This is a genomic window from Neisseria dumasiana (assembly GCF_022870885.1).
In the GTDB taxonomy this organism is placed as follows: domain Bacteria; phylum Pseudomonadota; class Gammaproteobacteria; order Burkholderiales; family Neisseriaceae; genus Neisseria; species Neisseria dumasiana.
In genome coordinates this window covers 971,880-995,267 of record NZ_CP091509.1, presented here as the reverse complement: position 1 = coordinate 995,267, position 23,388 = coordinate 971,880, and the positions used below count along the sequence as shown (strand labels likewise).

20 protein-coding genes and 1 pseudogene are annotated in these 23,388 nt (G+C 51.1%); 5 read left to right on the top strand and 16 right to left on the bottom strand.

From position 1 onward, the window contains the following. Positions 1-52: 52 nt before the first annotated feature. Together LVJ88_RS04510 and LVJ88_RS04505 are read right to left on the bottom strand one after the other, a co-directional pair. A complete protein-coding gene (locus LVJ88_RS04510) occupies positions 53-634 on the bottom strand; it encodes a superoxide dismutase (RefSeq protein ID WP_054598576.1) in 582 nt (193 codons plus the stop codon). 176 nt (positions 635-810) lie between these two features. After that, on the bottom strand, positions 811-1,299 hold the full coding sequence (locus LVJ88_RS04505) for a DUF456 domain-containing protein (RefSeq protein WP_085417751.1): 489 nt from the start codon (positions 1,297-1,299) through the stop codon (positions 811-813). A 359-nt stretch (positions 1,300-1,658) separates the two neighbouring features. Between LVJ88_RS04505 and LVJ88_RS04500 the strand changes: the two genes are divergently transcribed. Together LVJ88_RS04500 and LVJ88_RS04495 are read left to right on the top strand one after the other, a co-directional pair. Further along, entirely contained in the window at positions 1,659-2,633 is a 975-nt protein-coding gene (locus LVJ88_RS04500) for a class 1 fructose-bisphosphatase (RefSeq protein ID WP_085417750.1), read from the top strand. Positions 2,634-2,875: 242 nt separating this feature from the next. Beyond that, on the top strand, positions 2,876-4,597 hold the full coding sequence (locus LVJ88_RS04495) for a proline--tRNA ligase (RefSeq protein WP_085417749.1): 1,722 nt from the start codon (positions 2,876-2,878) through the stop codon (positions 4,595-4,597). Positions 4,598-4,978: 381 nt separating this feature from the next. Here the strand turns inward: LVJ88_RS04495 and LVJ88_RS04490 are convergent, their stop codons facing one another. After that, complete coding sequence (locus LVJ88_RS04490) at positions 4,979-5,635, bottom strand: YceI family protein (RefSeq protein ID WP_054598572.1); 657 nt, start codon at positions 5,633-5,635, stop codon at positions 4,979-4,981. 185 nt (positions 5,636-5,820) lie between these two features. On the opposite strand from LVJ88_RS04490, the pseudogene LVJ88_RS12595 reads away from it, so the two are divergent. After that, a pseudogene (locus tag LVJ88_RS12595) lies at positions 5,821-6,000 on the top strand (ATP-dependent exonuclease); the annotation flags it as partial. A gap of 72 nt (positions 6,001-6,072) precedes the next feature. On the opposite strand, the gene LVJ88_RS04485 reads toward LVJ88_RS12595, so the two are convergent. Together LVJ88_RS04485 and LVJ88_RS04480 are read right to left on the bottom strand one after the other, a co-directional pair. Continuing rightward, a complete protein-coding gene (locus LVJ88_RS04485) occupies positions 6,073-6,936 on the bottom strand; it encodes an ATP-binding protein (RefSeq protein WP_085417748.1) in 864 nt (287 codons plus the stop codon). A 23-nt stretch (positions 6,937-6,959) separates the two neighbouring features. Next, on the bottom strand, positions 6,960-7,610 hold the full coding sequence (locus tag LVJ88_RS04480; protein ID WP_085417747.1) for a fumarylacetoacetate hydrolase family protein: 651 nt from the start codon (positions 7,608-7,610) through the stop codon (positions 6,960-6,962). 251 nt (positions 7,611-7,861) lie between these two features. Here LVJ88_RS04480 and glnD point away from each other — a divergent pair, with 251 nt between their 5' ends. Beyond that, entirely contained in the window at positions 7,862-10,429 is a 2,568-nt protein-coding gene (gene glnD / locus LVJ88_RS04475; RefSeq protein ID WP_085417746.1) for a [protein-PII] uridylyltransferase, read from the top strand. 114 nt (positions 10,430-10,543) lie between these two features. On the opposite strand, the gene yfaE is transcribed toward glnD, so the two are convergent. The 9 genes from yfaE to lolA all read right to left on the bottom strand — a co-directional run bounded on the left by yfaE (position 10,544) and on the right by lolA (position 20,284). After that, on the bottom strand, positions 10,544-10,840 hold the full coding sequence (gene yfaE, locus LVJ88_RS04470; RefSeq protein WP_054598569.1) for a class I ribonucleotide reductase maintenance protein YfaE: 297 nt from the start codon (positions 10,838-10,840) through the stop codon (positions 10,544-10,546). Positions 10,841-11,177: 337 nt separating this feature from the next. Further along, positions 11,178-12,311, bottom strand: a complete 1,134-nt coding sequence (gene nrdB / locus LVJ88_RS04465) for a class Ia ribonucleoside-diphosphate reductase subunit beta (protein ID WP_085417745.1) — start codon at positions 12,309-12,311, stop codon at positions 11,178-11,180. A 64-nt stretch (positions 12,312-12,375) separates the two neighbouring features. After that, positions 12,376-12,741 carry a hypothetical protein gene (locus LVJ88_RS04460; protein ID WP_158087926.1) on the bottom strand — a complete coding sequence of 122 codons (366 nt, stop codon included), beginning with the start codon at positions 12,739-12,741 and terminating at the stop codon, positions 12,376-12,378. After that, a complete protein-coding gene (locus LVJ88_RS04455; RefSeq protein WP_054598567.1) occupies positions 12,738-13,286 on the bottom strand; it encodes a type VI secretion system amidase effector protein Tae4 in 549 nt (182 codons plus the stop codon). Before LVJ88_RS04455 ends, LVJ88_RS04460 begins: the two co-directional genes overlap by 4 nt. 10 nt (positions 13,287-13,296) lie before the next feature. Further along, complete coding sequence (locus tag LVJ88_RS04450; protein WP_082402913.1) at positions 13,297-13,878, bottom strand: PAAR domain-containing protein; 582 nt, start codon at positions 13,876-13,878, stop codon at positions 13,297-13,299. 79 nt (positions 13,879-13,957) lie between these two features. Further along, positions 13,958-16,237, bottom strand: coding sequence for a class 1a ribonucleoside-diphosphate reductase subunit alpha (gene nrdA, locus LVJ88_RS04445; RefSeq protein WP_085417744.1), 2,280 nt, complete (start codon positions 16,235-16,237; stop codon positions 13,958-13,960). Between the two features lie 481 nt (positions 16,238-16,718). Next, on the bottom strand, positions 16,719-18,206 hold the full coding sequence (gene cls / locus LVJ88_RS04440; protein WP_054598565.1) for a cardiolipin synthase: 1,488 nt from the start codon (positions 18,204-18,206) through the stop codon (positions 16,719-16,721). A gap of 214 nt (positions 18,207-18,420) precedes the next feature. Then, positions 18,421-19,422: a branched-chain-amino-acid transaminase gene (ilvE, locus tag LVJ88_RS04435; RefSeq protein WP_085356398.1), complete on the bottom strand. Its 1,002-nt coding sequence runs from the start codon at positions 19,420-19,422 to the stop codon at positions 18,421-18,423. Positions 19,423-19,663: 241 nt separating this feature from the next. After that, positions 19,664-20,284: an outer membrane lipoprotein periplasmic chaperone LolA gene (gene lolA, locus LVJ88_RS04430; RefSeq protein ID WP_054598563.1), complete on the bottom strand. Its 621-nt coding sequence runs from the start codon at positions 20,282-20,284 to the stop codon at positions 19,664-19,666. Between the two features lie 219 nt (positions 20,285-20,503). On the opposite strand from lolA, the gene LVJ88_RS04425 reads away from it, so the two are divergent. Beyond that, positions 20,504-21,328: a ferritin-like domain-containing protein gene (locus LVJ88_RS04425; protein ID WP_085417743.1), complete on the top strand. Its 825-nt coding sequence runs from the start codon at positions 20,504-20,506 to the stop codon at positions 21,326-21,328. Positions 21,329-21,545: 217 nt separating this feature from the next. Here LVJ88_RS04425 and LVJ88_RS04420 read toward each other — a convergent pair whose 3' ends face one another. Both LVJ88_RS04420 and bioA read right to left on the bottom strand, forming a co-directional pair. Next, positions 21,546-22,079, bottom strand: a complete 534-nt coding sequence (locus LVJ88_RS04420) for an NUDIX hydrolase (protein WP_085417742.1) — start codon at positions 22,077-22,079, stop codon at positions 21,546-21,548. Between the two features lie 15 nt (positions 22,080-22,094). Next, a complete protein-coding gene (bioA, locus tag LVJ88_RS04415) occupies positions 22,095-23,384 on the bottom strand; it encodes an adenosylmethionine--8-amino-7-oxononanoate transaminase (protein WP_085417741.1) in 1,290 nt (429 codons plus the stop codon). Positions 23,385-23,388 lie beyond the last annotated feature (4 nt).

Genomic DNA, 23,388 nt, shown 5'->3' with positions numbered 1-23,388 from the left:
GTTACGCTCAGTTAGCGTAGCGGCGTTTTTGCCGCGTTAACCGTTTCGATGCTTAAGCGGCAAAACGCTTGGCTACTTCGTCCCAGTTAACGATTTCCCAAAAGCCTTTCAAGTAGTTGGGGCGGCTGTTGCGGTAGTCGATGTAGTAAGCATGTTCCCACACGTCGCAAGTGAGCAACGGGGTGTTTTCGGTGGTTAACGGGGTAGCGGCGTTGGAAGTGGAAACCAAATCCAGCTCGCCGGAAGGTGTTTTCACCAACCAAGCCCAGCCTGCGCCGAACGTGCCTGCGGCACAGGTATTGAACGCTTCTTGGAACTGCTCGAAGCTGCCCCATTTCGCATCAATGGCCGCAGCCAGCTCGCCCGAAGGCTTGCCTTGCCCTTTGGGGGTGAAACCCAGCCAGTAGAAAGTATGGTTCCAAGTTTGCGCGGCATTGTTGAACACGCCGCCGGAAGATTTTTTCACAATCTCTTCCAAAGAAGCATTTTCAAATTCGCCGCCTTTAATTTGGTTGTTCAGATTGGTAATGTAGGTTTGGTGGTGTTTGCCGTAGTGGTATTCCAAAGTTTCTTTAGAAAGATGGGGTTCCAAAGCATCCAAGGCATACGGCAGTTCGGGTAATTTGTGTTCCATTTGTATTTTCCTGTGGTTATGGTTTATGGTTGTTGCCGCCTTTTGGCACGGCGGCTTCGGCAGAGTTTACCCTGTTTGTTTTTCAAGTCCAATCCGGCATATGCAGAATGCTGTATTTAAAGGGGAATAAAAAATCAGGTATGCCGGATAAGACCTTTGCCGTTAATGCTAAGGCATCAAACCAAGCCCACGATGCCGACCACTATCAATGTGAGCAATATGGTGATCGCACAGCCTAATTTGGCCACCACGCCGATGATAAAACCGATAAACGTGCCGACGCTGACTTTGCCTGCCGCCCATAAATCCTTACGCGCCCACAGCTCGCCCGCACCCGCGCCCACCAAAGGCCCCAGCAGCAGCCCGGGCAGCGAGAAAAACGCGCCCACCAACCCGCCTATCAATGCTCCCCACACCGCCTGCTTGCTGGCACCTGTAAATTTCGCGCCCAGCATACCCGCCACATAATCCGTAGCCGTACCCAACACCGTTACCACCGCCAGAAAAATCAGCGTGTTGGTGGTAACAACCTGATAATCGCCTGCATATCCGAGCAGCCATGCTCCGGCAAACATCAGCCCCAAGCCCGGAATGGCGGGATAAATGGTGCCGAGCAAGCCGACAAACAGAAAAATCAGGCCGAGAACAATCAGAATCGTTATCATGGGGTATCCTTAAAAAATAAAAATCTTATCGAACCATATCGTCGAAACGGCGGCAGAGGCCGTCTGAACGCCGTGTATGCCGCAACAAGCCGAAATCTCAGCACCACTCAACTCAATAACAAGCCGCAGACGGGGGGTGCAAAGGTATCCAAACTTGTGAGAAGCCGCAGTCGGCATATTTGCGGCAGTATTGTAGTCATGAATATGCCTGCCGCGTTGCTTTATTACAATATTTAAACGATGCAGACGGCCTCTTAGCCAAACACTCAAAATAAAATATAATGTCCGACACCTGTGCCCCAAGGCCGCAGCTGCATCGGCCGGCCGCCTGAAAACCATTCCGCAAAAGTGAGAAAAACATGACCACCCTATCGCAATTTCTGCCCCAACATTTAAATCACCACCATATTCCCAATGCCTTAGGCAGCGTGTTCGAATCCGTTGTCGCCGCTTGCGCCCAAATCAACGGCAAAGTGCGTCAGGGCGCATTGGCCGGCGTGTTGGGTGAGGCCGGCACGGGCAATGTTCAGGGAGAAGACCAGAAAAAGCTCGATGTGATTGCCAACGACATCCTTATACACGTTTTACAAGCCAACCCGAATGTGGCGGGCTTGGCCAGCGAAGAAGAAGACGAATTTGTTACCTGCAACGAAAACGGTGCTTATCTCGTTTTGTTCGACCCTTTAGACGGCTCGTCCAACATTGATGTGAATATTTCCGTAGGCACGATTTTCTCGATTCTCGCCAAACCCGAAGGCGCACTGACCACCGAATCGTTCCTGCAAAAAGGCCGCAAACAGGTGGGCAGCGGCTATGTGCTCTACGGCCCGCAAACCCAGCTGGTGTTTACCTTGAAACACGGCGTGTTTGTGTTTACGCTCGATTCAGACGGCCAATTCGTGCAAACCCAAGCCGAACCCAAAGTGCCGGAGCAAACCAAAGAATTTGCCATCAATATGTCGAACCAGCGCCATTGGTTCCCGCCCATGCAGCAATACATTGCCGAACTCTTGGCGGGCGACACCGGCGTGCGCGGCAAAAACTACAATATGCGCTGGGTGGCCTCGATGGTGGCCGAAATCCACCGCATTCTGATGCGCGGCGGCGTGTTTATGTATCCGCAAGACGCACGCGACCCCGGCAAACCCGGCAAACTGCGCCTGATGTACGAAGCCAACCCCTTAAGCTTGGTATTGGAACAGGCGGGCGGAGCCAGCAGCAATGCCGTTCAAAATATGCTCGACATCCAACCCGAAGGGCTGCACCAGCGCGTATCGGTGGTAATGGGCAGCCGCGAAGAAGTCGAATACGTTAACAAGCTGCACCAACAATAACAACGCCCGCATCCATCTCCGATTATTGAGCGCATCGGCTATCGAGGCCGTCTGAAAACGCCTTTTAAGGTTTTCAGACGGCCTGATACCTTTATTGAACAGCCCTCTACCCTGCTCGCCATCTGAAATTGCCATTCATTATTTCTTGCTGCAACTCCTCCCGCCAAGCCGCATCAAACCGCTGCCGAAAAGTCTGCATTGCGGTAAAATGGCGGTTTTTATTTTTCACGCGAAACCACACCATGAAAGCCAGTCAATTTTTCATTTCCACCTTAAAGGAAGCCCCTGCCGAAGCCGCTCTCGCCAGCCACAAACTGATGCTGCGCGCCGGGCTGATCAAAGCCAATGCTTCGGGTTTGTACACATGGATGCCTATGGGTTTGCGCGTATTGCGTAAAGTCGAAAACATCGTGCGCGAAGAAATGAACCGTGCCGGCGCGGTGGAGCTGCTGATGCCGGTGGTGCAACCCGCCGAATTGTGGCAGGAAAGCGGCCGCTGGGAATTTTACGGCAAAGAGCTGCTGCGCCTGAAAGACCGCCACGACCGCGATTTCTGTATGGGTCCCACCTGCGAAGAAGTGATTACCGACATCGTGCGCAAAGAAATCACCAGCTATAAACAGCTGCCGAAAAATTTCTACCACATCCAAACCAAATTCCGCGACGAAGTCCGCCCCCGTTTCGGCGTGATGCGCGCACGCGAATTTGTGATGAAAGATGCCTATTCATTCCACAGCGATTATGAATCGCTGGTGCGCGACGGCTATCAGCCTATGTACGATGCCTATTGCCGCATTTTCAACCGCTTGGGCTTGAACTACCGCCCCGTAGCCGCCGACACCGGCAGCATCGGCGGCACCGGCTCGCACGAATTTCAAGTGCTGGCCGAAAGCGGTGAAGACGTAATCGCATACAGCGACCAATCCGATTTCGCCGCCAATGTCGAACTGGCACCGACCCTGCCGCAACAAGGCGAACGCGCCGCCGCCACCGCAACCTTAACCAAAGTGCACACGCCGAATGTAAAAACCATCACCGACTTGGTGGCGTTTTTGAACGTGCCGATTGAAAAAACGCTCAAATCCATCGTGGTGGAAGGCGAAGAAGAAGGCGAATTGGTGTTGCTGCTGTTGCGCGGCGATCACGAGTTCAACGACATCAAAGCCGAAAAACTCGCCGGCGTGAAATCACCTTTGGCCATGGCTACCCCAGCCGCCGTTCAGACGGCCTTCGGCGCCAACGGCGGCTCGCTCGGCCCTGTCGGTTTCGCCGGCAAAGTGTATGCCGATTTTGCCGTTGAAAAACTGGCCGATACCGTGATCGGTGCCAATGAAGACGACTACCACTACACCGGCTTCAACTTCGGTCGCGACTGCCCCGAACCTGAGTTTGTCGATTTGCGCAATGTGGTTGAAGGCGACCCCAGCCCCGACGGCAAAGGCCGTCTGAAACTGGCACGCGGTATCGAAGTCGGCCATGTTTTCCAACTGCGCGACAAATATTCCAAAGCCCTGAACACCACCTTCCTCGATAACAACGGCAAAGCGCAAATCATGGAAATGGGCTGCTACGGCATCGGCATCACCCGCATCGTGGCCGCCGCCATTGAGCAGAACAACGACGAACGCGGCATCATTTGGACAGATGCGATGGCACCGTTTGAAGTGGTGATCGTGCCGATGAACTACAAAAAATCCGATACCGTGCGCGAAGCTGCCGACACACTCTACGCCGAATTGTTGGCCAAAGGCGCGGATGTGTTGCTCGACGACCGCGACGAACGCGCAGGCGTGTTGCTGAACGACTCCGAGCTGTTGGGCATTCCGCACCGCATCGTTATCGGCGACCGCGCGCTCAAAGAAGGCAACGTCGAATACGCCAAGCGCACCGACAGCGAAGCGCAAAGCGTGGCTGTTGGCGAAGTAGCCGCCAAAGTGTTGGAGGCTTTGGGTAAGTCAAACTAACCGTGTGATGCCACACGAGGCCGTCTGAAATTATTTCAGACGGCTTTTTTATTAAAAACCATGTATAGCCAAAAGCTAAGGCGCAGCAACGCCGTATTAAAAATTAAAAAGTTAAGTGGATTAACTATAGTGGATCAACTTAAAAATAGTACGTCCGTCATACTCGGGCTTGACCCGAGTATCTTGAGTTTCAGCAAGTTTGGGAGATACTCGGATCAAGCGCGAGCATGGCGGTTTTGTTATGAAATTTAAGAGGATTGACTATATTCCCGCACTACCTTCAAACACAAAACCGTAAGGCCGTCTGAAAAAGTTTTTTCAGACGGCCTTACGGTCGATTAAAAGGGAATAAAAGAATGAATATCCGTTTTGAATGCCTGATTACTCTTTACGGGTAAATTCGGCGTTGAACGATACGGGCACTTGCTCAACGATGGAGCTCAAGCCCATTACTTCAACCAGTTTGGCCACGCCACCGGTCATGTCCATGGCTTTCACGTCGAGCAATACGGGGCTGAGGGTGCTGACCATGATTTTGTCTGCGCTCACGCGTTGTGCAGACAAATCAGCTTCAAGATTGATTTGCTTGCCGTGAATATCCAAAACCAAAGGCTGTTTCAGGTTGATGGTTTCACCCAATGCCAACTTGCTCACAGACTCCACATCTACGGTGCCGGTTACGTTGGCTTTGGCGAATTTGGCGGTTTCAAATACCCAGTCTTTCAAGCGTTGGTCGCGGATTTCGATGCCGGTGTTAACGCTGCTCAAATCAATTTCCATTTTGAACTGGCCGTCTTTATCCAACACGGCTTGGCTGGCGGTAAAACGTGACTGTTCGGTAATGCTGCCCAGTTGTTTGTTGATTTTGCTGCTCAAAAAGCTGATACCTGCATCAGACACTTCCCAATTGGCAGGGGTTTGCGGCACAGCTTGCACCACTTCGGCGGCGGGTTGTTCGGCTTGCGCGGTTTCGTTGGAAGGAGAGCAAGCGGCCAAAGCGAGTAAAGAAGCTGCAACGATCAGTGTTTGTTTAAACATTTAGGTTCCTTTCATTATTTTCAAAATACACACAAACGGTTAAGCAATATATTCGGCATGACCGGATAATCAGACATGCCTTATTAAAAAAGTCATGCCTAACAGACGGGGCACGTTCCAGTTTCTTACAGCGAAACGGCATTTTTTTGCATTATTTTTTAACAAAGTTTAGCGGTTTTAAACAAATATCTGTTTTTTCAAATAAAAAAAACGGCCTGAGACCTTTGCAAAACCCCCATCTGCGGCGCATTTCTGCGTTGTGCGCTGCTCGCCCGTTTGCCTATCTGTATGATATGTCTGCACTCGCTGCGCTGCTACGCCTTGAACTGCATCCACATCTGAGGGTTTTGCAAAGGTCTCAGCCTATTTTTTTTGAAAATGGTAAAAGAAAAATTCCGATATGGTTAAACTGCCTAGTGAGCAACACGATCGCAGGGCTATGCCTCGCGTTCTTCAGACGGCCTGCCCGCCCAATCGCACACAAACTGCCATGCCGTTCTGCCGGAGCGGTTGCCGCGTGTGAGCGACCAATCGAGCGCGGCTTTGCGTGCGGCTTCGTTGTAGGGCAAGCCAAAATCTTCCAGCCAGTTTGCTACGGCTTTGAGATAATCGTTTTGGTCGAACGGGTAAAAACTGAGCCACAAACCGAAACGGTCGGACAGCGACACTTTTTCTTCAACGGCTTCTTTGGGGTGACCTTCGCCGCGCTCGCCGGTAAAGGCTTGGTTTTCGTCCATATATTCGGGCATCAGGTGGCGGCGGTTGGAAGTGGCATACACCAGCACATTGGCACACCGCTGCGACAAACCGCCGTCCAGCGCGGTTTTCAGGGCTTTGTAGGTTTCGTCGCCGCTTTCAAACGATAAGTCGTCGCAAAACACGATGAATTTTTCAGCACGTTTTTCAAGCAGCGGCAGCAATGCGGGCAAGGTAATCAAATCGGTTTTATCGACTTCGATGAGGCGCAGGCCGCGGTCGGCGTATTCGTGCAGCAGGGCTTTCACCAACGACGATTTTCCCGTGCCGCGCGCGCCGGTCATCAATACGTTGTTGGCGGGGCGGCCGGTTAAAAACTGCTCGGTGTTGCGCACCAGCCTGTGCATTTGGTTGTCCACCGCCGCCAGCCGTTTAAGCGGAAAAGTGTGCGGATTGGGCAGGCTTTCGAGCAGGCCTTTTCTGCCTATGCTCTGCCAACGGTAGGCCAGTGCGTTCCAATCCGGTTCGGCCGTTTCGGGCGGCAGCAGCATATCCAAACGCTTCAGCACGGAAGCGGCAAGTTCAAAAAACTGTACGGGTTTCATGTTTTTCCTTTTCAGACGGCCTCTCAAGCCACATCAAAATGCGCCCGCACCACGCCGGCCAAATCCAATTCCAACTTGTCACCAGCATGCAGTTCGCCCACGCCCGCCGGTGTGCCGGTAAACACCACATCGCCGGCTTTCAAACCGTAGCTTTCGGCCAGTTCGCGCAAAATGGCGGCAATCGGGTAAATCATGTGGGATGTTTGCCCTTTTTGGCGCAACTCGCCGTTCACAGTCAAGGTAAACACACAATCCTGCGCTTGCGGCAGCGCGGCGGCATCAACAAAATCCGATACGCACGCCGCGCCGCGGAAACCTTTGGCTTTCGTCCACGGCAGCCCTTTTTCTTTCAGACGGCTTTGAACGTCGCGGGCGGTCAAATCAAGGCCGACGCCGTATCCGGCCACAATGCCGCTTAAATCACGGCTGTCGAGGCCGTCTGAATCCTGCCCGATAAACAGCACCATTTCGCATTCGTAATGCACCGATTGGCTGTAATGCGGCAAACGTATGGTGCCGCCATGGGCAAGCATGCTGTTGTTGGGCTTCATAAACACCACCGGCTCGGTGGGCGTTTCGTTTTTCAATTCGGCGATATGGTCAACATAATTGCGGCCGATGCAGTAGATATTGTTCACGCCTGCGGCTTGGCCGTTCAAACGGATTGTGGTCATAACGGATTCCTTATACAGAAACGATTCGGCATTATAACGGGATTAACCCGAAGTCTTTGCACGCTTGCCGCCAAAATCTTTCAGACGGCCTCTCTTATAGTTCAGCCAGTTGGGTATCGGCACAGAAGTATTGTAAGCACGGCGGTTCGGTCGGATAATCAGGCTTTATGCCTATCTTCCGCACATTCAGCCATAAGGCCGTCTGAACAGTCAAACGGCTGCTGCCTACCACACAACTGCTCGATAAGATTATGCACAACCTGATTCCTTTAGCCGCCGACACCTTAAAAACCCGTAAACAACAAGCCGTCGATGCTTACCGTGTCCGGCATAACCCCCTGATATTTTTCGAGCAATACGGAGCGGCCGTCGAAGAAGCGTTGGCCGTTTTGTGGCAGACGCTTTTTTCAGACCATACCAACCTGTGCCTGATGGCCACGGGCGGTTTCGGGCGCGGCGAAATGTATCCGTATTCCGATGTTGATTTGGCTTTGGTGTCCGCCGAGCCGCTTACGCCTCAAGAACAGGAACGCACCGCCGCATTCGTGCAGGCTTTGTGGGATATGCAGCTTACTCCCGCCCTTAAAGCAGGCAGCATTTCGGAATTGTGCGAGAGTGCGCGTGAAGACATTACCGGCGACACTGCCTTTCTCGAAGCCCGCATTCTGTGCGGCAACCGCAGCGTCGGCACCGAACTGCTCGAACGCATGAACCTCCAGCGCGACACCGTATCTTTTATCGAAGCCAAACTGCTCGAAATGCAACAAAGGCATGCCAAATCGCAAGGAACGGGAGCGGTGCTGGAGCCTAACATCAAAACCTGCCCCGGCGGCCTGCGCGATATCCACACCATGCTGTGGCTGGCCAAAGCCCAAGGTTTGGATGCACCTTTAGGCACGTTGATTGCGCAAGGCGTACTCACCCGCACCGAAGCCGCCATGCTGCTCAACAGCCACACCCGTTTGGCCACCATCCGCATCGAGCTGCATCTGTCTGCCGGGCGCAACGAAGACCGCCTGATTTTCGATTTGCAGTCGCAAGTTGCCGAGAATCTGGGCTGGCAAAACGAAAGCCGGCGCGAAAGAAGCGAAAAGCTGATGCGTATGTTTTACCGTGCCGGCAAAACCCTGATCCAATTGGGCGGCATTCTGCTGCCCATGTTGCGCGGCCGCGTCTATTCGCTGGTGCGCCGCGTGGTTCACCGCATCGACGAGCACTATTACCAACTCGACAATCAGGTTGCCGTGTACGACAAAAAACTGTTTGCCCGCCAGCCCGAGCATCTGTTTAAAATCATCGAGATTCTGCAAACCCGCAACGATATTTCCAGCATCGCCCCAAAAACCCTGCGCGCATGGTGGGCGGCCACCCGCAAAATCAACCGCCGGTTTTACGACAATGCCGAAAACCGCCGCCGCTTCGCAGGCTTTTTCAAGCAAGGCGAAGGGCTGACCCATGTGATGCGTTTTCTCAACCTCTACGGCGTGCTGGAACGCTATCTGCCCGCGTGGGGCAAAATCGTCGGCCTGCTCCAGCACGACCTCTTCCACATCTACCCCGTCGACGACCACATTCTCACCGTTTTGCACAATATGCGGCGTTTGGCGATGGACTCGCGCAGCCATGAGCTGCCGTTTGCTTCGGCATTGATGCACGCTTTCGAGAAAAAACACATTCTCTATCTCGCCGCATTTTTCCACGACATCGCCAAAGGCCGCGGCGGCGACCACTCCATCGAAGGCATTGCCGACGCCCGCCGTTTTGCCGACGACCATTTTCTCAGCGAAGAAGAAAGCGCGCTGCTGTGCTGGCTGGTAGAAGACCACCTGCTCATGTCGGCCGTGGCGCAAAAAGAAGACATCCAAGACCCCGACGTGATCAGCCATTTCTGCGAACGCGTACAAACCCGCGAGCGCTTGTCCGCCCTTTACCTGCTCACCGTATCCGATATCCGCGGCACCAATCCCAAATTATGGAACAGCTGGAAAGCCGGTTTGCTCGAAAGCCTGTTTCACGCCGCCGCCCGCCGTTTTGCCGGAGAAAGCGGCAGCCGCCACCAACTGGTCAGCCGCCGCCAACAGAGTGCGGTCGACCAACTCAACCGCGCAGGCACACCCGAAAAGCAACAGAAAAAACTTTGGCAGGCACTCGGCTCGGCCTATTTTGTGCGCCACGAATTGCAAGACATCCTCTGGCACACCGCCAATCTCGTCCACCAAACCGAATCCCCCCAAATACGCAGCCGCCTGCTCGAAGGCGGAACGCTGCAAGTGATGGTGTTCATGCCCAACGCCCCGCGCCTGTTTGCCCGCCTGTGCCGCATTTTCAGCCGCCACGGGTTCGACATTCTCGCCGCCCGCGCTTTCGTTACCGAGCACAACTATATTCTCGACACCTTTATCGTGCAGATACCCGAAAAATACGACAGCGGCGAATACCGCAGCGTACAAAGCGGATTAGAAGCCGAAATCAATAATTTCATTCACGGCTTCGACACCACCCAAAACCATACCCCGCACAGCACCGCCGTCCGCAGCCGCCGCAGCCGCCACCTGCCGATCGCACCGAGCGTACACCTGATGCCCGAAACCGACTATCCGGGCTGGTACACCCTCGAAATCGTCGCCGTCAACCGCCCTTATCTACTGGCCGACATAGCCGAAGTGCTGTCCGCTCAAGACATCAGCCTGCGCTATGCCAAAATCGCCACGCTCGACGAACGCGCCGAAGACAGCTTCGTGCTGTTCAGCCCCCAACTCGACAACCCTAAAAAACAACTGGCGTTAACTCAGGCGCTGCTGGAACAGCTTTCCGCATAACACCATCACACACCAATGCGGAGAGGCCGTCTGAAAACAAGGTTTCAGACGGCCTCTCCGCCATATACAGTCAATCTGCTTCAGTTTAGTAACAAAATATCTTTAATGCCGCTTTTATTCATCAAATAAATCGACATCAAACAAATCCGGTTCTTCCACGCGCAACCGGCAATCCAGCTCCACCGCCTCCGTTACCCGGCAACAACACGGCAGAATTTCGCCCGGTGCCACAAACGCCAACGGAAAATCATCATATTCCACCCTGCCCGATAATATTTTCACACGGCACGAACCGCAATAACCGCTGCGGCATTGGTATTCGACCTCATGGCCGGTGCGCTCCAAACCTTCCAACAACGTTTCACCGTTTTGAAGCTCGAAAATTTTGTCTCGTGTGGTAATTAAAGGCATATATCAAGACATTCCACTTGTGCTGCAACGGCCCGTATTTTGCCCGTCTGCATCACTCATTTTGACGAAACCCGGTTAAGAGATTTTAGCGAAATTCGCTTTAGCGAAACTCACTAAAGCTCGCTTTCAGACGGCCTGAAACAACTTTGAAACTTGAGGCCGTCTGAAACTCCCGTTCCCAGAAGCTTTCAGACGGCCCGAATATTCAGATTCAAAACGCCGCAGCGCACTGCATAATAATGTGCAAAGGCGGAGCAGCCTATCCGCCGATACACCCATCACAACAACATCGGGCGCAGAATCATTGTCCGTAAGCAGCCCGACTGTTCAGACGGCCTTAAAGTTCGAAATCACCCAAATCGTCGGCACTCACTTCGGCATCAATCTGGCCGATTAAGTAAGAGCTGATTTCCACTTCCTGCGGCGCCACCTGAACGTTGTCGGACGACAACCAAGCATTGATCCACGGAATCGGGTTTTGGCTCGCCCCTTCAAAAGCAGGCTTCAAACCAACCGCTGCCATGCGCAAATTGGTAATATATTCAACATACTGGCTCAAAATTTCCTTATTCAGGCCAATCATCGAGCCGTCTTTAAACAGATATTCCGCCCACTCTTTTTCCTGAGTGGCCGCCGTTTTAAACAACTCGAAACATTCCTGTTCCAATTCGGCGGCAATTTCAGCCATTTCAGGGTCGTCCGCACCGCTGCGCATCAGGTTCAACATATGCTGCGTGCTGGTTAAGTGCAAAGCTTCATCACGCGCAATCAACTTGATGATTTTCGCATTGCCTTCCATCAACTCGCGTTCGGCAAAAGCAAACGAGCAGGCAAACGACACATAAAAACGGATCGCTTCCAGCACATTCACGCACATCAGGCACAGATACAGTTTCTTTTTCAGCTCGCGCTTGTTAACCATAACCACCTTGCCGTTCACACGGTGCTCGCCCTCGCCCAACAGATTGTAGTATTGGGTATATTCAATCAAATCATCGTAATAGCAGGCGATATCTTCCGCACGGGCAATGATGTATTCGTTATCGACAATATCATCGAACACCAACGAAGGGTCGTTCACAATATTGCGGATAATGTGCGTATAGCTGCGCGAATGGATGGTTTCCGAAAACGACCACGTTTCAATCCACGTTTCCAACTCCGGAATCGACACCAACGGCAGCAAAGCCACATTCGGGCTGCGGCCCTGAATCGAATCCAACAGCGTTTGGTATTTCAGGTTGCTGATGAAAATATGCTTTTCATGATCAGGCAGATTCTGGTAATCGATACGGTCGCGCGACACGTCGATTTCTTCCGGCCGCCAAAAGAAAGACAGTTGTTTTTCAATCAGTTTTTCAAAAATTTCGTATTTTTGTTGGTCATAACGGGCAACATTCACAGGCTGGCCGAAAAACATCGGCTCCTGCAAAGCATCATTTTTTGCTTTGCTGAATGTACTGTATGACATCACTAGGTGTTCGCAGGACATAAAACTCTCTCGACATCTCAATTTCTAATATAGAATTGTCAATTTATTTCACCAAACCATTTATAAATTTCTGATACTTAGGTGAATTATAGATAGTTAAACATTTATGAAAAATTAAAGGATTATTTCCACTATCGGCTTCTTTGGAATTAGCCATTTCCTTTCCAAAATAACGATCAATATGCTTAAGTGCATCTCCGTGATAACTTCCTGCTTGAAAATATAGACTTTTTGCATTGCCCAAGTCTTTTTTCAACCACTCGCCTTCTCCAAACTTTGCAATACAATGAGCAATACCATAGTTTTTTAGAAGCTGACGGTTTTTTATAATTTCATTTGATTTCGCATATGATGATATAGAATTTGAGAGTAATATTATAAAAACTGAAAGATAAAATTTGTTTTTCAATCTATTAATCTCCAAAATAATATTTTTACTAACGTTGCATTATTTGGTTGGAAATAACATTTGTCTCCACATTCATAGTCATTCCATAATGTCACATGCCCGGTTGCATTACCCCACCCTTTAACCACAAAAATAATGATGCCTTGCATGCCTGCGAAATGTTTACTTTGATTAGTTCCATTTGCTATTAATTCTATGTCAGGTTTTCCTAACTGATTAGTAACATACTTAATCATGTCATTAACTCTGAATAGATATGGTTTTCCATTTGCTCCTTTTTGAGCGTAAGCATTTTTCACACTGGATAATTTCTGTTTAGTTAAAGGAAAATTTCCTTCATTGAATGAATGGCTCAATCTGATAGCACAAGCATTCTCATAAGCGGTTGAGTTTTCTAAATATAACGCAAGCGGAATACCGCCTGCCTGCCGGTAAGCTTCTTCTGCACTTGATTTTTTAGGATAAGCTTTCCATAAATCAGAAAATCTCGGTCTTTTAATAGAAATAGAAGCTGAACTTCCTTGAGCAGTTACTGTGATGGTCATAATAGTTCCACTAAACTATAATTCTTTCATTTTTAAACACCTGCAAAATACAGGCTGCATTATTATTCACAACTGCTGAAACCGTTTTCTTACTAATCCCCATCTCCCCTTCATATTCACACTCTACCGAAACAAGCTCCCCATCATGATAATTCTCGGTAACAATATGCAAATTCAAATCCGTATAATATCTTGATTTTTCTTGATCTAATCGGATTTTATTTTCACCATAAGACCAATATAAATCTATTATTTTTTTCTCAATCTCTTTTTTATTCTCTAAAACATTAAGCGAAATATGTGACTTACCCGAGCCACTAGCTTCATCATCAACATACATTAATGATTGTGAGCCTATTAATACAGCTCCACATGCCACTTTCATTCCTTCAAGTGCAACACCTGTACCAAAGAAAAACGCCTGATTGGAGCCTTCTATAATAGGGAAAGTGCCATTACATTTTGGACAATGTACCAAATCTCCTATTTTTGCGATTTGCTTTCCTTCCACTAGCATCGTACTCGAACCAGTTAAAACTATACCACCATGTGTAGTTCGGTCACCTACTATAATTACTCTGCGTGTTGCCACAAAAAAAGTTCCTCTTCTGAAAAACTATTGCATAGCCCATATTGAAAAACTCAATATGGGCTAGCTTTTAAACTTACATCTAGATCTTACAAGCCCCACCAACACAGCCGTCATCCTGCAAGTCAGTCTGCGTATCGTCAGCTCCGTCGCGGGTGTTATGGTAATACAGGGTTTTCAAGCCGAATTTGTAGGCGGTGAGCAAATCTTTCAGCAGTTGCTTCATCGGGACGCGGCCGCCTTCGAAGCGTTGCGGGTCGTAGCTGGTATTGGCGGAAATGGCCTGATCGACAAACTTCTGCATAATGCCGACAAGTTTTAAATAACCGTCGTTGGAAGGCATTTGCCACAGCAGTTCGTATTGGTTTTTCAGACGGCCGAATTCAGGCACCACTTGTTTCAGAATACCGTCTTTCGAGGCTTTGACAGACACCAAACCGCGCGGCGGTTCGATGCCGTTGGTGGCGTTGGCAATCTGCGAGCTGGTTTCAGACGGCATCAAGGCGGTTAAGGTTGAATTGCGCAGGCCGTGCTTCACAATGTCGGCACGCAGGCTTTCCCAATCGAGATGCAGCGGCTCTTGGCAGATGGCATCCAAATCTTTTTTGTAGGTATCAATCGGCAGTTTGCCTTGCGCGTAAGTAGTTTCATTGAACAGCGGGCAGGCTCCGAATTCTTTGGCGAGTTCCACCGAGGCTTTGAGCAAGTAGTATTGGATGGCTTCAAAGGTGCGGTGGGTTAAAGGGATAGCGGAATCGTCGCTGTATTTCACACCGTTTTTGGCCAAATAGTAGGCGTAGTTAATCACGCCGATGCCGAGGGTGCGGCGGTTCATGGTGGCGACTTTGGCCGCTTTAACGGGGTAATCCTGATAATCCAACAAGGCATCGAGTGCGCGGACGGCGAGATCGGCCAAGCCTTCGAGTTCATCCAAACTTTCCAGCGCGCCCAAGTTGAATGCCGACAAGGTACACAAGGCTATTTCGCCGTTTTCATCGTTGATGTCGTTTAACGGCTTGGTCGGCAGGGCGATTTCCAGGCACAGGTTGGATTGGCGCACAGGCGCGACTTTGGGGTCAAACGGGCTGTGCGTGTTGCAATGATCGACGTTTTGAATGTAGATGCGGCCTGTGCCGGCGCGTTCCTGCATCATCAATGAAAACAGTTCGGTTGCAGGCAGTGAACGTTTGCGGATATTCGGATCCTGTTCGTATTGCGTATACAAACACTCGAACTGGTCTTGATCGGCAAAAAACGCTTCGTACAAGCCGGGTACTTCGTTGGGCGAGAACAAGGTAATGTTGCCGCCTTTAATCAGGCGGGTATAAAGCAGGCGGTTGATTTGCACGCCGTAGTCGAGATGGCGAACGCGGTTGTCTTCTACGCCGCGGTTGTTTTTCAGCACCAGCAGGCTTTCCACTTCGATGTGCCACAGCGGGTAAAACAGAGTAGCCGCGCCGCCGCGCACGCCGCCTTGCGAACAAGACTTAACCGCGGCTTGGAACATTTTGAAAAACGGAATACAGCCGGTGTGTTGTGCCTCGCCGCCGCGGATTTCGCTGCCCAAGCCGCGGATACGGCCTGCGTTGATGCCGATACCGGCACGTTGCGAAACGTATTTCACAATCGCGCTGGTGGTGGCGTTGATGCTGTCGAGACTGTCGTCGCACTCAATCAACACGCAGCTTGAGAATTGGCGCGTCGGCGTGCGCACGCCCGACATAATCGGCGTAGGCAGGGAAATTTTGAAGGTGGAAACGGCATCGTAAAAGCGTTTCACATAATCCAAACGGGTGGCTTTCGGATATTTGGCAAACAGGCACATGGCCACCAAAATATACAGAAACTGCGGCGTTTCGTAGATTTGGCGGGTTACGCGGTTTTGCACCAGATATTTGCCTTCAAGCTGCTTGACCGCACCGTAAGAGAAAGTCATATCGCGCTCGTGGTCGATATAATCGTTCAATTCTTCGAATTCTTCACGGCTGTAATCGGCAAGGATATGGCGGTCGTATTTACCCGCTTCGGTGAGCTTGGAAACGTGGTCGAACAGGTGCGGCGGCTCGAATTCGCCATATGCAATTTTGCGTAAATGGAAAATCGCCAAGCGTGCGGCGAGATATTGGTAATCGGGCGTATCTTGTGAAATTAAATCGGCCGCCGCTTTGATGATGGTTTCGTGGATATCGTCGGTACGGATGCCGTTGTAAAACTGGATATGCGACTTCAGCTCGACCTGAGAAACGGAAACATTGTCCAAACCTTCCGCCGCCCAGTTGATGACGCGGTGGATTTTATAAAGGTCCAACGGTTCTAACCTACCGTCTCGCTTTGTAACTTTCAGGTCATTTGCTGCATTCATCTGCTTATCCTATCTTAAGTTAGTACCATCTCAATTACTTTATTGAAAGTTATACCAAAAACTCTTACCTTCAACACAAGATACAGTAGCTTTCAGACAAAGAAACTACTATATAATGGATTTTTGGAGTTAAATTCAAAGTTCGGAATTGTACTTTATTTTTATTATGCGCTTCAATGCTTCTTTTTTTACTTTTATATTTCATATTCATAATGTTCATTTTATCTACTTCACTTAAAAATAAATTTGAGTAGCTCAAATCAAACATTTATTCATTCAACATCTCTCTGAATGCGATTAGCAAAATTTTACCAATACGACAAAACAAAACATCTTTTAGTTTCAGCTTAATTTCTAACCCAAACTTCACCAAGAAAATGTATACACACTTATATATTTTCAGAATTGCTATAAAATTATGCAATTGCCCATAGGAGACCGTCTGAATATTTTCAGACGGCCTGTCAACGACAATACCGTATTACAACAACGGGCTCATCAAACGCACGGTGTTTTCGACCAATCCCCACCATCGCGCACGTTGCTGCCAATTTTTAATGCTCACATAACGGCTGCTTTGCAAATAATGCGCCTGCAAATCGCGCACCTGTTTGGTCATGCCTTTATCGTATATGGCCAAACTGATTTCCAAATTCAAAAAGAAGCTGCGCATATCCATGTTTACCGTGCCGAAAAGCGTGTAGCCGTCGTCCACCGTCATGGTTTTGGCGTGCAGCAAGCCGCCGTCGAAAAGCGCGATTTTCACGCCCGAGCGCAACAGCATCGGGTAATAGGCCTGCGAAGCGTAACGCACCATCAGCGAATCGACTTTGGCCGGCAGAATCAAGGTAACTTCAACGCCCCGTTTGGCGGCATTGGTCAACGCCATCAGCAGGGAATCGTCGGGCACAAAATAGGGAGTGGTGATCACCAGTTTGCGGGTTGCCGCATAAATCGCGCTGATGATGGTTTCGTAGATTACCCGGTCGGTTTGGCTGGGGCTGGAAGGGATAACCTGCGCCACCACTTTTCCGGCTTGCATTTTTTCAGGCAGCATGGCCGGAATAATATCTACATAAGTGCTCAGGTATTTTTGTATTTCAACCAAATTCTCATCGTTTTCAACCGCCACATCGGCATAAAACACTGCCGTCATTTCCAGCACCATCGGGCCGGTGCAGCGCATCATCACATCCACCCACTCGCCCACGCCCGCACCTTTTTTGAAAAAGTGCGGATCAACGAGATTATAGCTGCCGGTATAGCCTATTTTCTTGTCGATAATCATCAACTTGCGGTGATTTCTCAAATCGCTGCGGGTAAACAGCGTGCGCAGCGGCCCCACCGGCAATGCGGCATGCACTTCTACGCCGGCATGACGCAACTTCTCTATCCATGCGCTGTTGAAAAAACTGCGGCTGCCCACCGCATCGGCCAAAATCACACAATCCACTCCGCGTCCGGCCGCTTCGATAACTCTGTCTAACAGGCGTTCAATCCGTCCTTGCGGGTCGATGATATAAAACGCAAGCAGGCAGGATTGGGTTGCAGATTCGATATCGTTTTCCATTGCCGCCAGTATGTCGGCGGTGGAAGACAGCAGCGACACGGCATTATTTTTCGTAACGCCCAATCCGGTCGGGTCTGCCGCCACTTTGGCGATACCGCGATAACGGGGGCTAACTTCTTCGGTGGTATCCAAATCGATATCGGCCAAATAACGTTCGGCGAAACGGCCGTAAAACCGGTTCATTTCTTCCGTGCGTTTGGCTCGGGCAATACCCAAGCGCGGCTCGCCCAGCATCAGGTATGCCGCCACGCCGAACAAAGGAAACAGAAACAAAATAATCAACCAGGCAAATGCCGTGCCGGTGTTGCGCTGTTTGTAGAGTACGCGCACCATAAAACCCAGTGCCACGGCAGTATGCAGATAAATCAGCATCTGCCCCCATGTGATTTCTATATTCATTGTTTGCAGTTTAAAAGAGTGAGCGGGATTGCAATCAAGATAAGACTAAACAGGCCGTCTGAAAGTTTATGTTTTTTCAGACGGCCTGAGACATTTGCCCCCTAATATGAACACAGTTCATGGCGTAGCAGCGCAACGGGGCAGACATAGCATAAGCAGGCAACGCAAAAATGCGCCCAAATGGCCGTTTTGCGTGCAAGCTGTTACAGGTTGGTTAAGGCTTTACTTTAACCAACCAGCCGTGGCGGTCTTCAACCAAACCGTATTGAATGTCGGTAATTGCTTTGCGGATGGCCGCACCGCGCTCTTGGCTTTGCACTTCGATTTCTTTGCCCTCAATCACAAAAGAAGTTACCGGAGAAATCACCGCCGCCGTGCCGGTTAAAATGGCTTCGGCACCGTTTTCTACCGCTTCTTTCAGTTCGCTTACCGTGAAATTGCGCTCGCTCACCTGATAACCCATATCGCGGGCGATTTTGAGCACCGAATCGCGGGTCACTCCGTGCAGAAATTCGTCGGTGAGCGGCTTGGTGATGATTTCGTCGCCTTTAATCAGTGCGAAGTTAGAGGCGCCGGTTTCTTGAACGTCGCCGTTCGGGCAGAACAATACTTGATGCGCACCATATTCTTCGCGGGCTTTCGTTACCCACGGCAAAGCCGACGCATAGTTGCCGCCGCATTTCACCCGCCCCATGTGCGGCGCACAGCGCATATGCTCGGTTTCGACCAACAGCTTCATCGGTGCCCCTGCTTTGAAATAATCCCCCACAGGAGAAGCCAATATATACAGCAATGCGTTAGACGATCCGACACCGGCTTTGCCGATCACAGGGTCGGTGCCGATTAAAGTCGGCCGCAGATACAGCGCAGCCGGCGCATCGGGAATTTCATCGGCGGCACGGGCCACCAACTCCACCAGCGCGGCATGAAACGCTTCCGCTTCCGGCACAGGCAAATGGAGCAGCTTAGCACTTTGCTGCATACGCGCAATATTGGCATCGGGGCGGAACAAAACGATGTCGTCGTTTTTTTGACGGAATGCTTTCAAGCCTTCGAAACACTCGCTGCCGTAATGCAAACAATGCGCCCCCGGAGCAAGGGACAGTTCGTTTGCCTGCTGCCAGCGCACTTCCTGCCACGAACCGTTTTCAAATGCCAAAACAGGCATGTCTTGATGAAAAACACTGCCGAATACGGCGGGAACTTCTCTTGCCATGATTATTTTCTCAAGTGGATGTGTTAAAAGTGATGAAAATACTCTTTGCCCGCGCGGATTGCAAGTGTCTGCGCACATAATCGTTATTTCGATTGATAAGCGGCCTGCGTTAGTGAAACTTGAGGCCGTCTGAAAAGCCTTACAACCAAACAAAACACCCGCTGCCGTATCAACCGGCAACGGGTGCATCTGTATGATTTCAGACGGCCGTCTGAAACAGCCCGTCTTTGCTCACATTACATTAATTGCTCAACACATCCACACCTTTGGGCGGCGTGAATTTAAATGTGCCGCGCGAAAGATTCGGCTTCATGTTCAAATTGCTGAAGCGGATGGTGGTTTCATTGCCGAAGCTGTCTTTCAACTGCATGGCAGCCAAAGCATCGCCTTTGAAACCGATGCGGATGTATTGATAGCCTGCGTTGTTTTTCTTCGGCATGGCACGCACATAATCAATACCGCCTGCCGAGCCGTCTTCTTGCAGAGAATAGCTGCTGTCGAGCGCGGATTTGTTCGACAAAATCGCAGCGGGGCTGTCGCCGATGGTTTGGTTTTGCGCCGACTTGGTTACTTGCGCCAAATCTACATCGTATAACCAAATGGTTTTGCCGTCGCCTACTATCGTTTGCTTGTAGGGCGAAGTGTATTGCCATTTGAACAAACCGGGCCGCAAAATCTGAAACGAACCGCTGGTGGTTTGGGTTTTCTTCTTACTTTTTACGGTTTGGGTGAAGCTGCCGCTGATACCGTCGGCATCTTCGTTAAATTTCTTGAGTGCGTCAATCGCACCGGCCTGTGCGCTGCCGATACCGAGGGCGAATACGGCAGCAAGAGCAGTAAACATTTGTTTTTTCTGAATCATCTCAGGTGTTCCTTTCGGGAAAATCAATCAATCGGCTCCCAGCAGATTGCTAGAGCGTATATTAAGCCTTTTTATCGGAAATTCAACACTTTGGGCATCCGCACTCAGCCCCGTGTTCCCTTGTAAAGAAAGCCGGGCATACTAACTGCTTATGAACAAGGGCAAAATCGTCAGGCGTTTAACCTGAATTTAAATCGCGTTTACCGTATAATCCGCCACATGAATACAACACAATCCGTCTATCCCCTGCTTTTATCTGCGTTAAATGCAACCGATCCGGAAGTTAAATGCCGTCTTACCGATGAAATTTTTTCTGCCTACACCAAGGGCATATTAAACAACGGGCCGTCTGAACCGCCCGAAGATTTCCGCTTTGCCGGCCGCCCCGAAAAACCCGAGCTGGTTCCCTCCACCGCTGTCCGCGCCCGCAAAATGGGTACGCCCGAAGGCTACGCAGCCATGCTCCATGCGATTTGCCATATCGAATTTAACGCCATCAATCTGGCTCTTGATGCCGCCTACCGCTTCCGCAACCTTCCTGCCGCTTTTACAGCCGACTGGTTGCGCGTTGCCTATGAAGAAGCCGCCCATTTCCGCCTGATGCGCGCACGCCTTCAGGAGAACGGCTATGATTACGGCGACTTCGAAGCGCACAACCATCTGTGGGATATGGCCTACAAAACCGCCTACGACCCCCTGCTGCGTATGGCGTTGGTGCCGCGCGTACTCGAAGCGCGCGGTTTAGACGTTACACCCGCCATCCGAGCCAAAGTGGAACAAAAAGGCGATTTAGAAACCTGTGCAGTGCTCGACATCATCTACCGCGACGAAGTCGGCCATGTGCAAATCGGCAACCGTTGGTATCAATATTTGTGCGCTGAACGCGGCTTGGAGCCGATTTCACTATTCCGCACTTTGATTGCGCGCTACGATTTGTTTATTTTCCGCGGTTACGTCAACATCGAAGCCCGTGAGCGCGCAGGCTTCAGCCGTTTTGAGTTGGACATGTTGGAAGATTTTGAACAAAGTTTGAAAGCAGGTTGATAACGGATGAACCAACCTTGCTTTGATGACGTTACGGTTTGAGCTTCATTCACATTGTTAATTTTTTGAGGCCGTCTGAAATTTTTCAGACGGCCTCATCATTATGTGTGCAAAAACTACGGGCATTCAAAATGCTTTAGATGCTCCGCCCTACCCGCCTGCCATCTTGACAGCTATTGCCGACGCAGCAGCCAAAGCATTCTCAATCCAAACAGGCTTAACTGTTCAACAGCCAATATTGCAAACCGGCCAAGGTTTTGCCGTCTGAAACTTGGTTGTTTTTCAACGCCGCCTTCACTTCTTCGCGGCTCATCAGCACGGTTTCGGTAAATTCGTCATCGTCGTTTTGCAAGGTACTGCCTTCGCGCACGCCTTCGGCTTGGTAGAGGTACATCAATTCGTCGCAGAAGCCGGGCGCGGTGTAAAAAGTGTGCAACAGCTTAACGCTGTCGGCAGTGTAAGGCGTTTCTTCGGCCAGCTCGCGCAGGGCGCAGACGGCGGGGTCTTCGCCGGCATCGAGTTTGCCTGCGGGCAGTTCGAGCAAGGCTTGGTCGCAAGCGTAACGCCATTGGCGTACCAACACCACTTCGTCGTTGTCGGTTACGGCCAGCACGCAGGCGGCACCGGGGTGGCGGATCACCACGCGCGTGCTTTCGTTGCCGTTGGGCAAGCGGATGGTGTCGCGGGCAATGTTGATGAACGTGCCTTGAAAAATCGGCTCGGAGCTGAGTTGGGTTTCTTTCAAATCCATGATGATTCCTTGTTGTTATTGAAACAATTCTGTTTTTTGAACGGCCGCGCCAACGGTATCGGTGAGCCGTTGCAATTCGTGCGGGCGGATGATGTAAGGCGGCATCAGGTAAACCAGCTTGCCGAACGGCCGAATCCACAGGCCTTGCTGCACGAAAAACTGCTGCATGGCGGCCATGTTGACGGGGCGGCGGGTTTCGACCACGCCGACGGCGCCGATAATGCGCACGTCGGCCACGTTTTTATGGGCGGCCAGCGGTGTTAAGGCCGTCTGAAAATGTGCTTCGATGGCGGCAACTTGCGCCTGCCATTCGTTGCGTTTGAGTATCTGCATGTTGGCTTCGGCCACGGCGCAGGCCAGCGGGTTGCCCATAAAGGTGGGGCCGTGCATGAATACGCCCGCTTCGCCGCCGCACACGGTTTCGGCGACATGGCGGGTGGCGGCGGTGGCGGAAAGCGTCATCATGCCGCCGGTGAGGGCTTTGCCGATGCACATGATATCGGGCTGAATGGCGGCGTGTTCGCACGCAAACAGCTTGCCCGTGCGCCCGAAGCCGGTGGCGATTTCGTCTAGAATCAATAAGATGCCGTATTCGTCGCACAGGGCGCGCACCTGCCGCAAATATTCGGGATGATACACGCGCATACCGCCCGCGCCTTGCACTATGGGTTCGAGAATCACGGCGGCGATATCGTTGCTGTGTTGCGATAAGGCCGTCTGAAAAGCGGCGATATCGCTTGGCTGCCATTCGCCGTCGAAACGGCTTTGCGGAGCAGGCACGAAGATGTGTTCGGGCAGGAAACGGCGGTAAAGATTGTGCATGGAGTTTACGGGGTCGCACACGCTCATGGCGCCGAAGGTGTCGCCGTGATAACCGCGCTCGATGGTAAGAAATTTGCTCCGCGCTTCGCCCCGCGCATGCCAATATTGCAGAGCCATTTTCAGGGAAACTTCCACCGCCACCGAGCCGGAATCCGCCAGAAAAATGCAGTCGAGATTTTCGGGCAGCATGGTTTTCAGGCTTTGGCACAGACGGACGGCAGGCTCGTGGGTGATGCCGCCGAACATGATGTGCGGCATGGTGTCGAGCTGATTGTGGGCGGCGGCAAGCAGTTCTGGATGATTGTAGCCATGTTGTGCGCACCACCATGACGACATGCCGTCCACCAGCTTGCGGCCGTCTGAAAGCTCTATGTACACGCCTTCGGTGCGGGCAACGGGATAGACGGGCAGTGGATCGATCACCGAGGTGTAAGGGTGCCAGATATGGCGGCGGTCGAAGTCTAAATCGGCGGAAAAAAGCATGAAG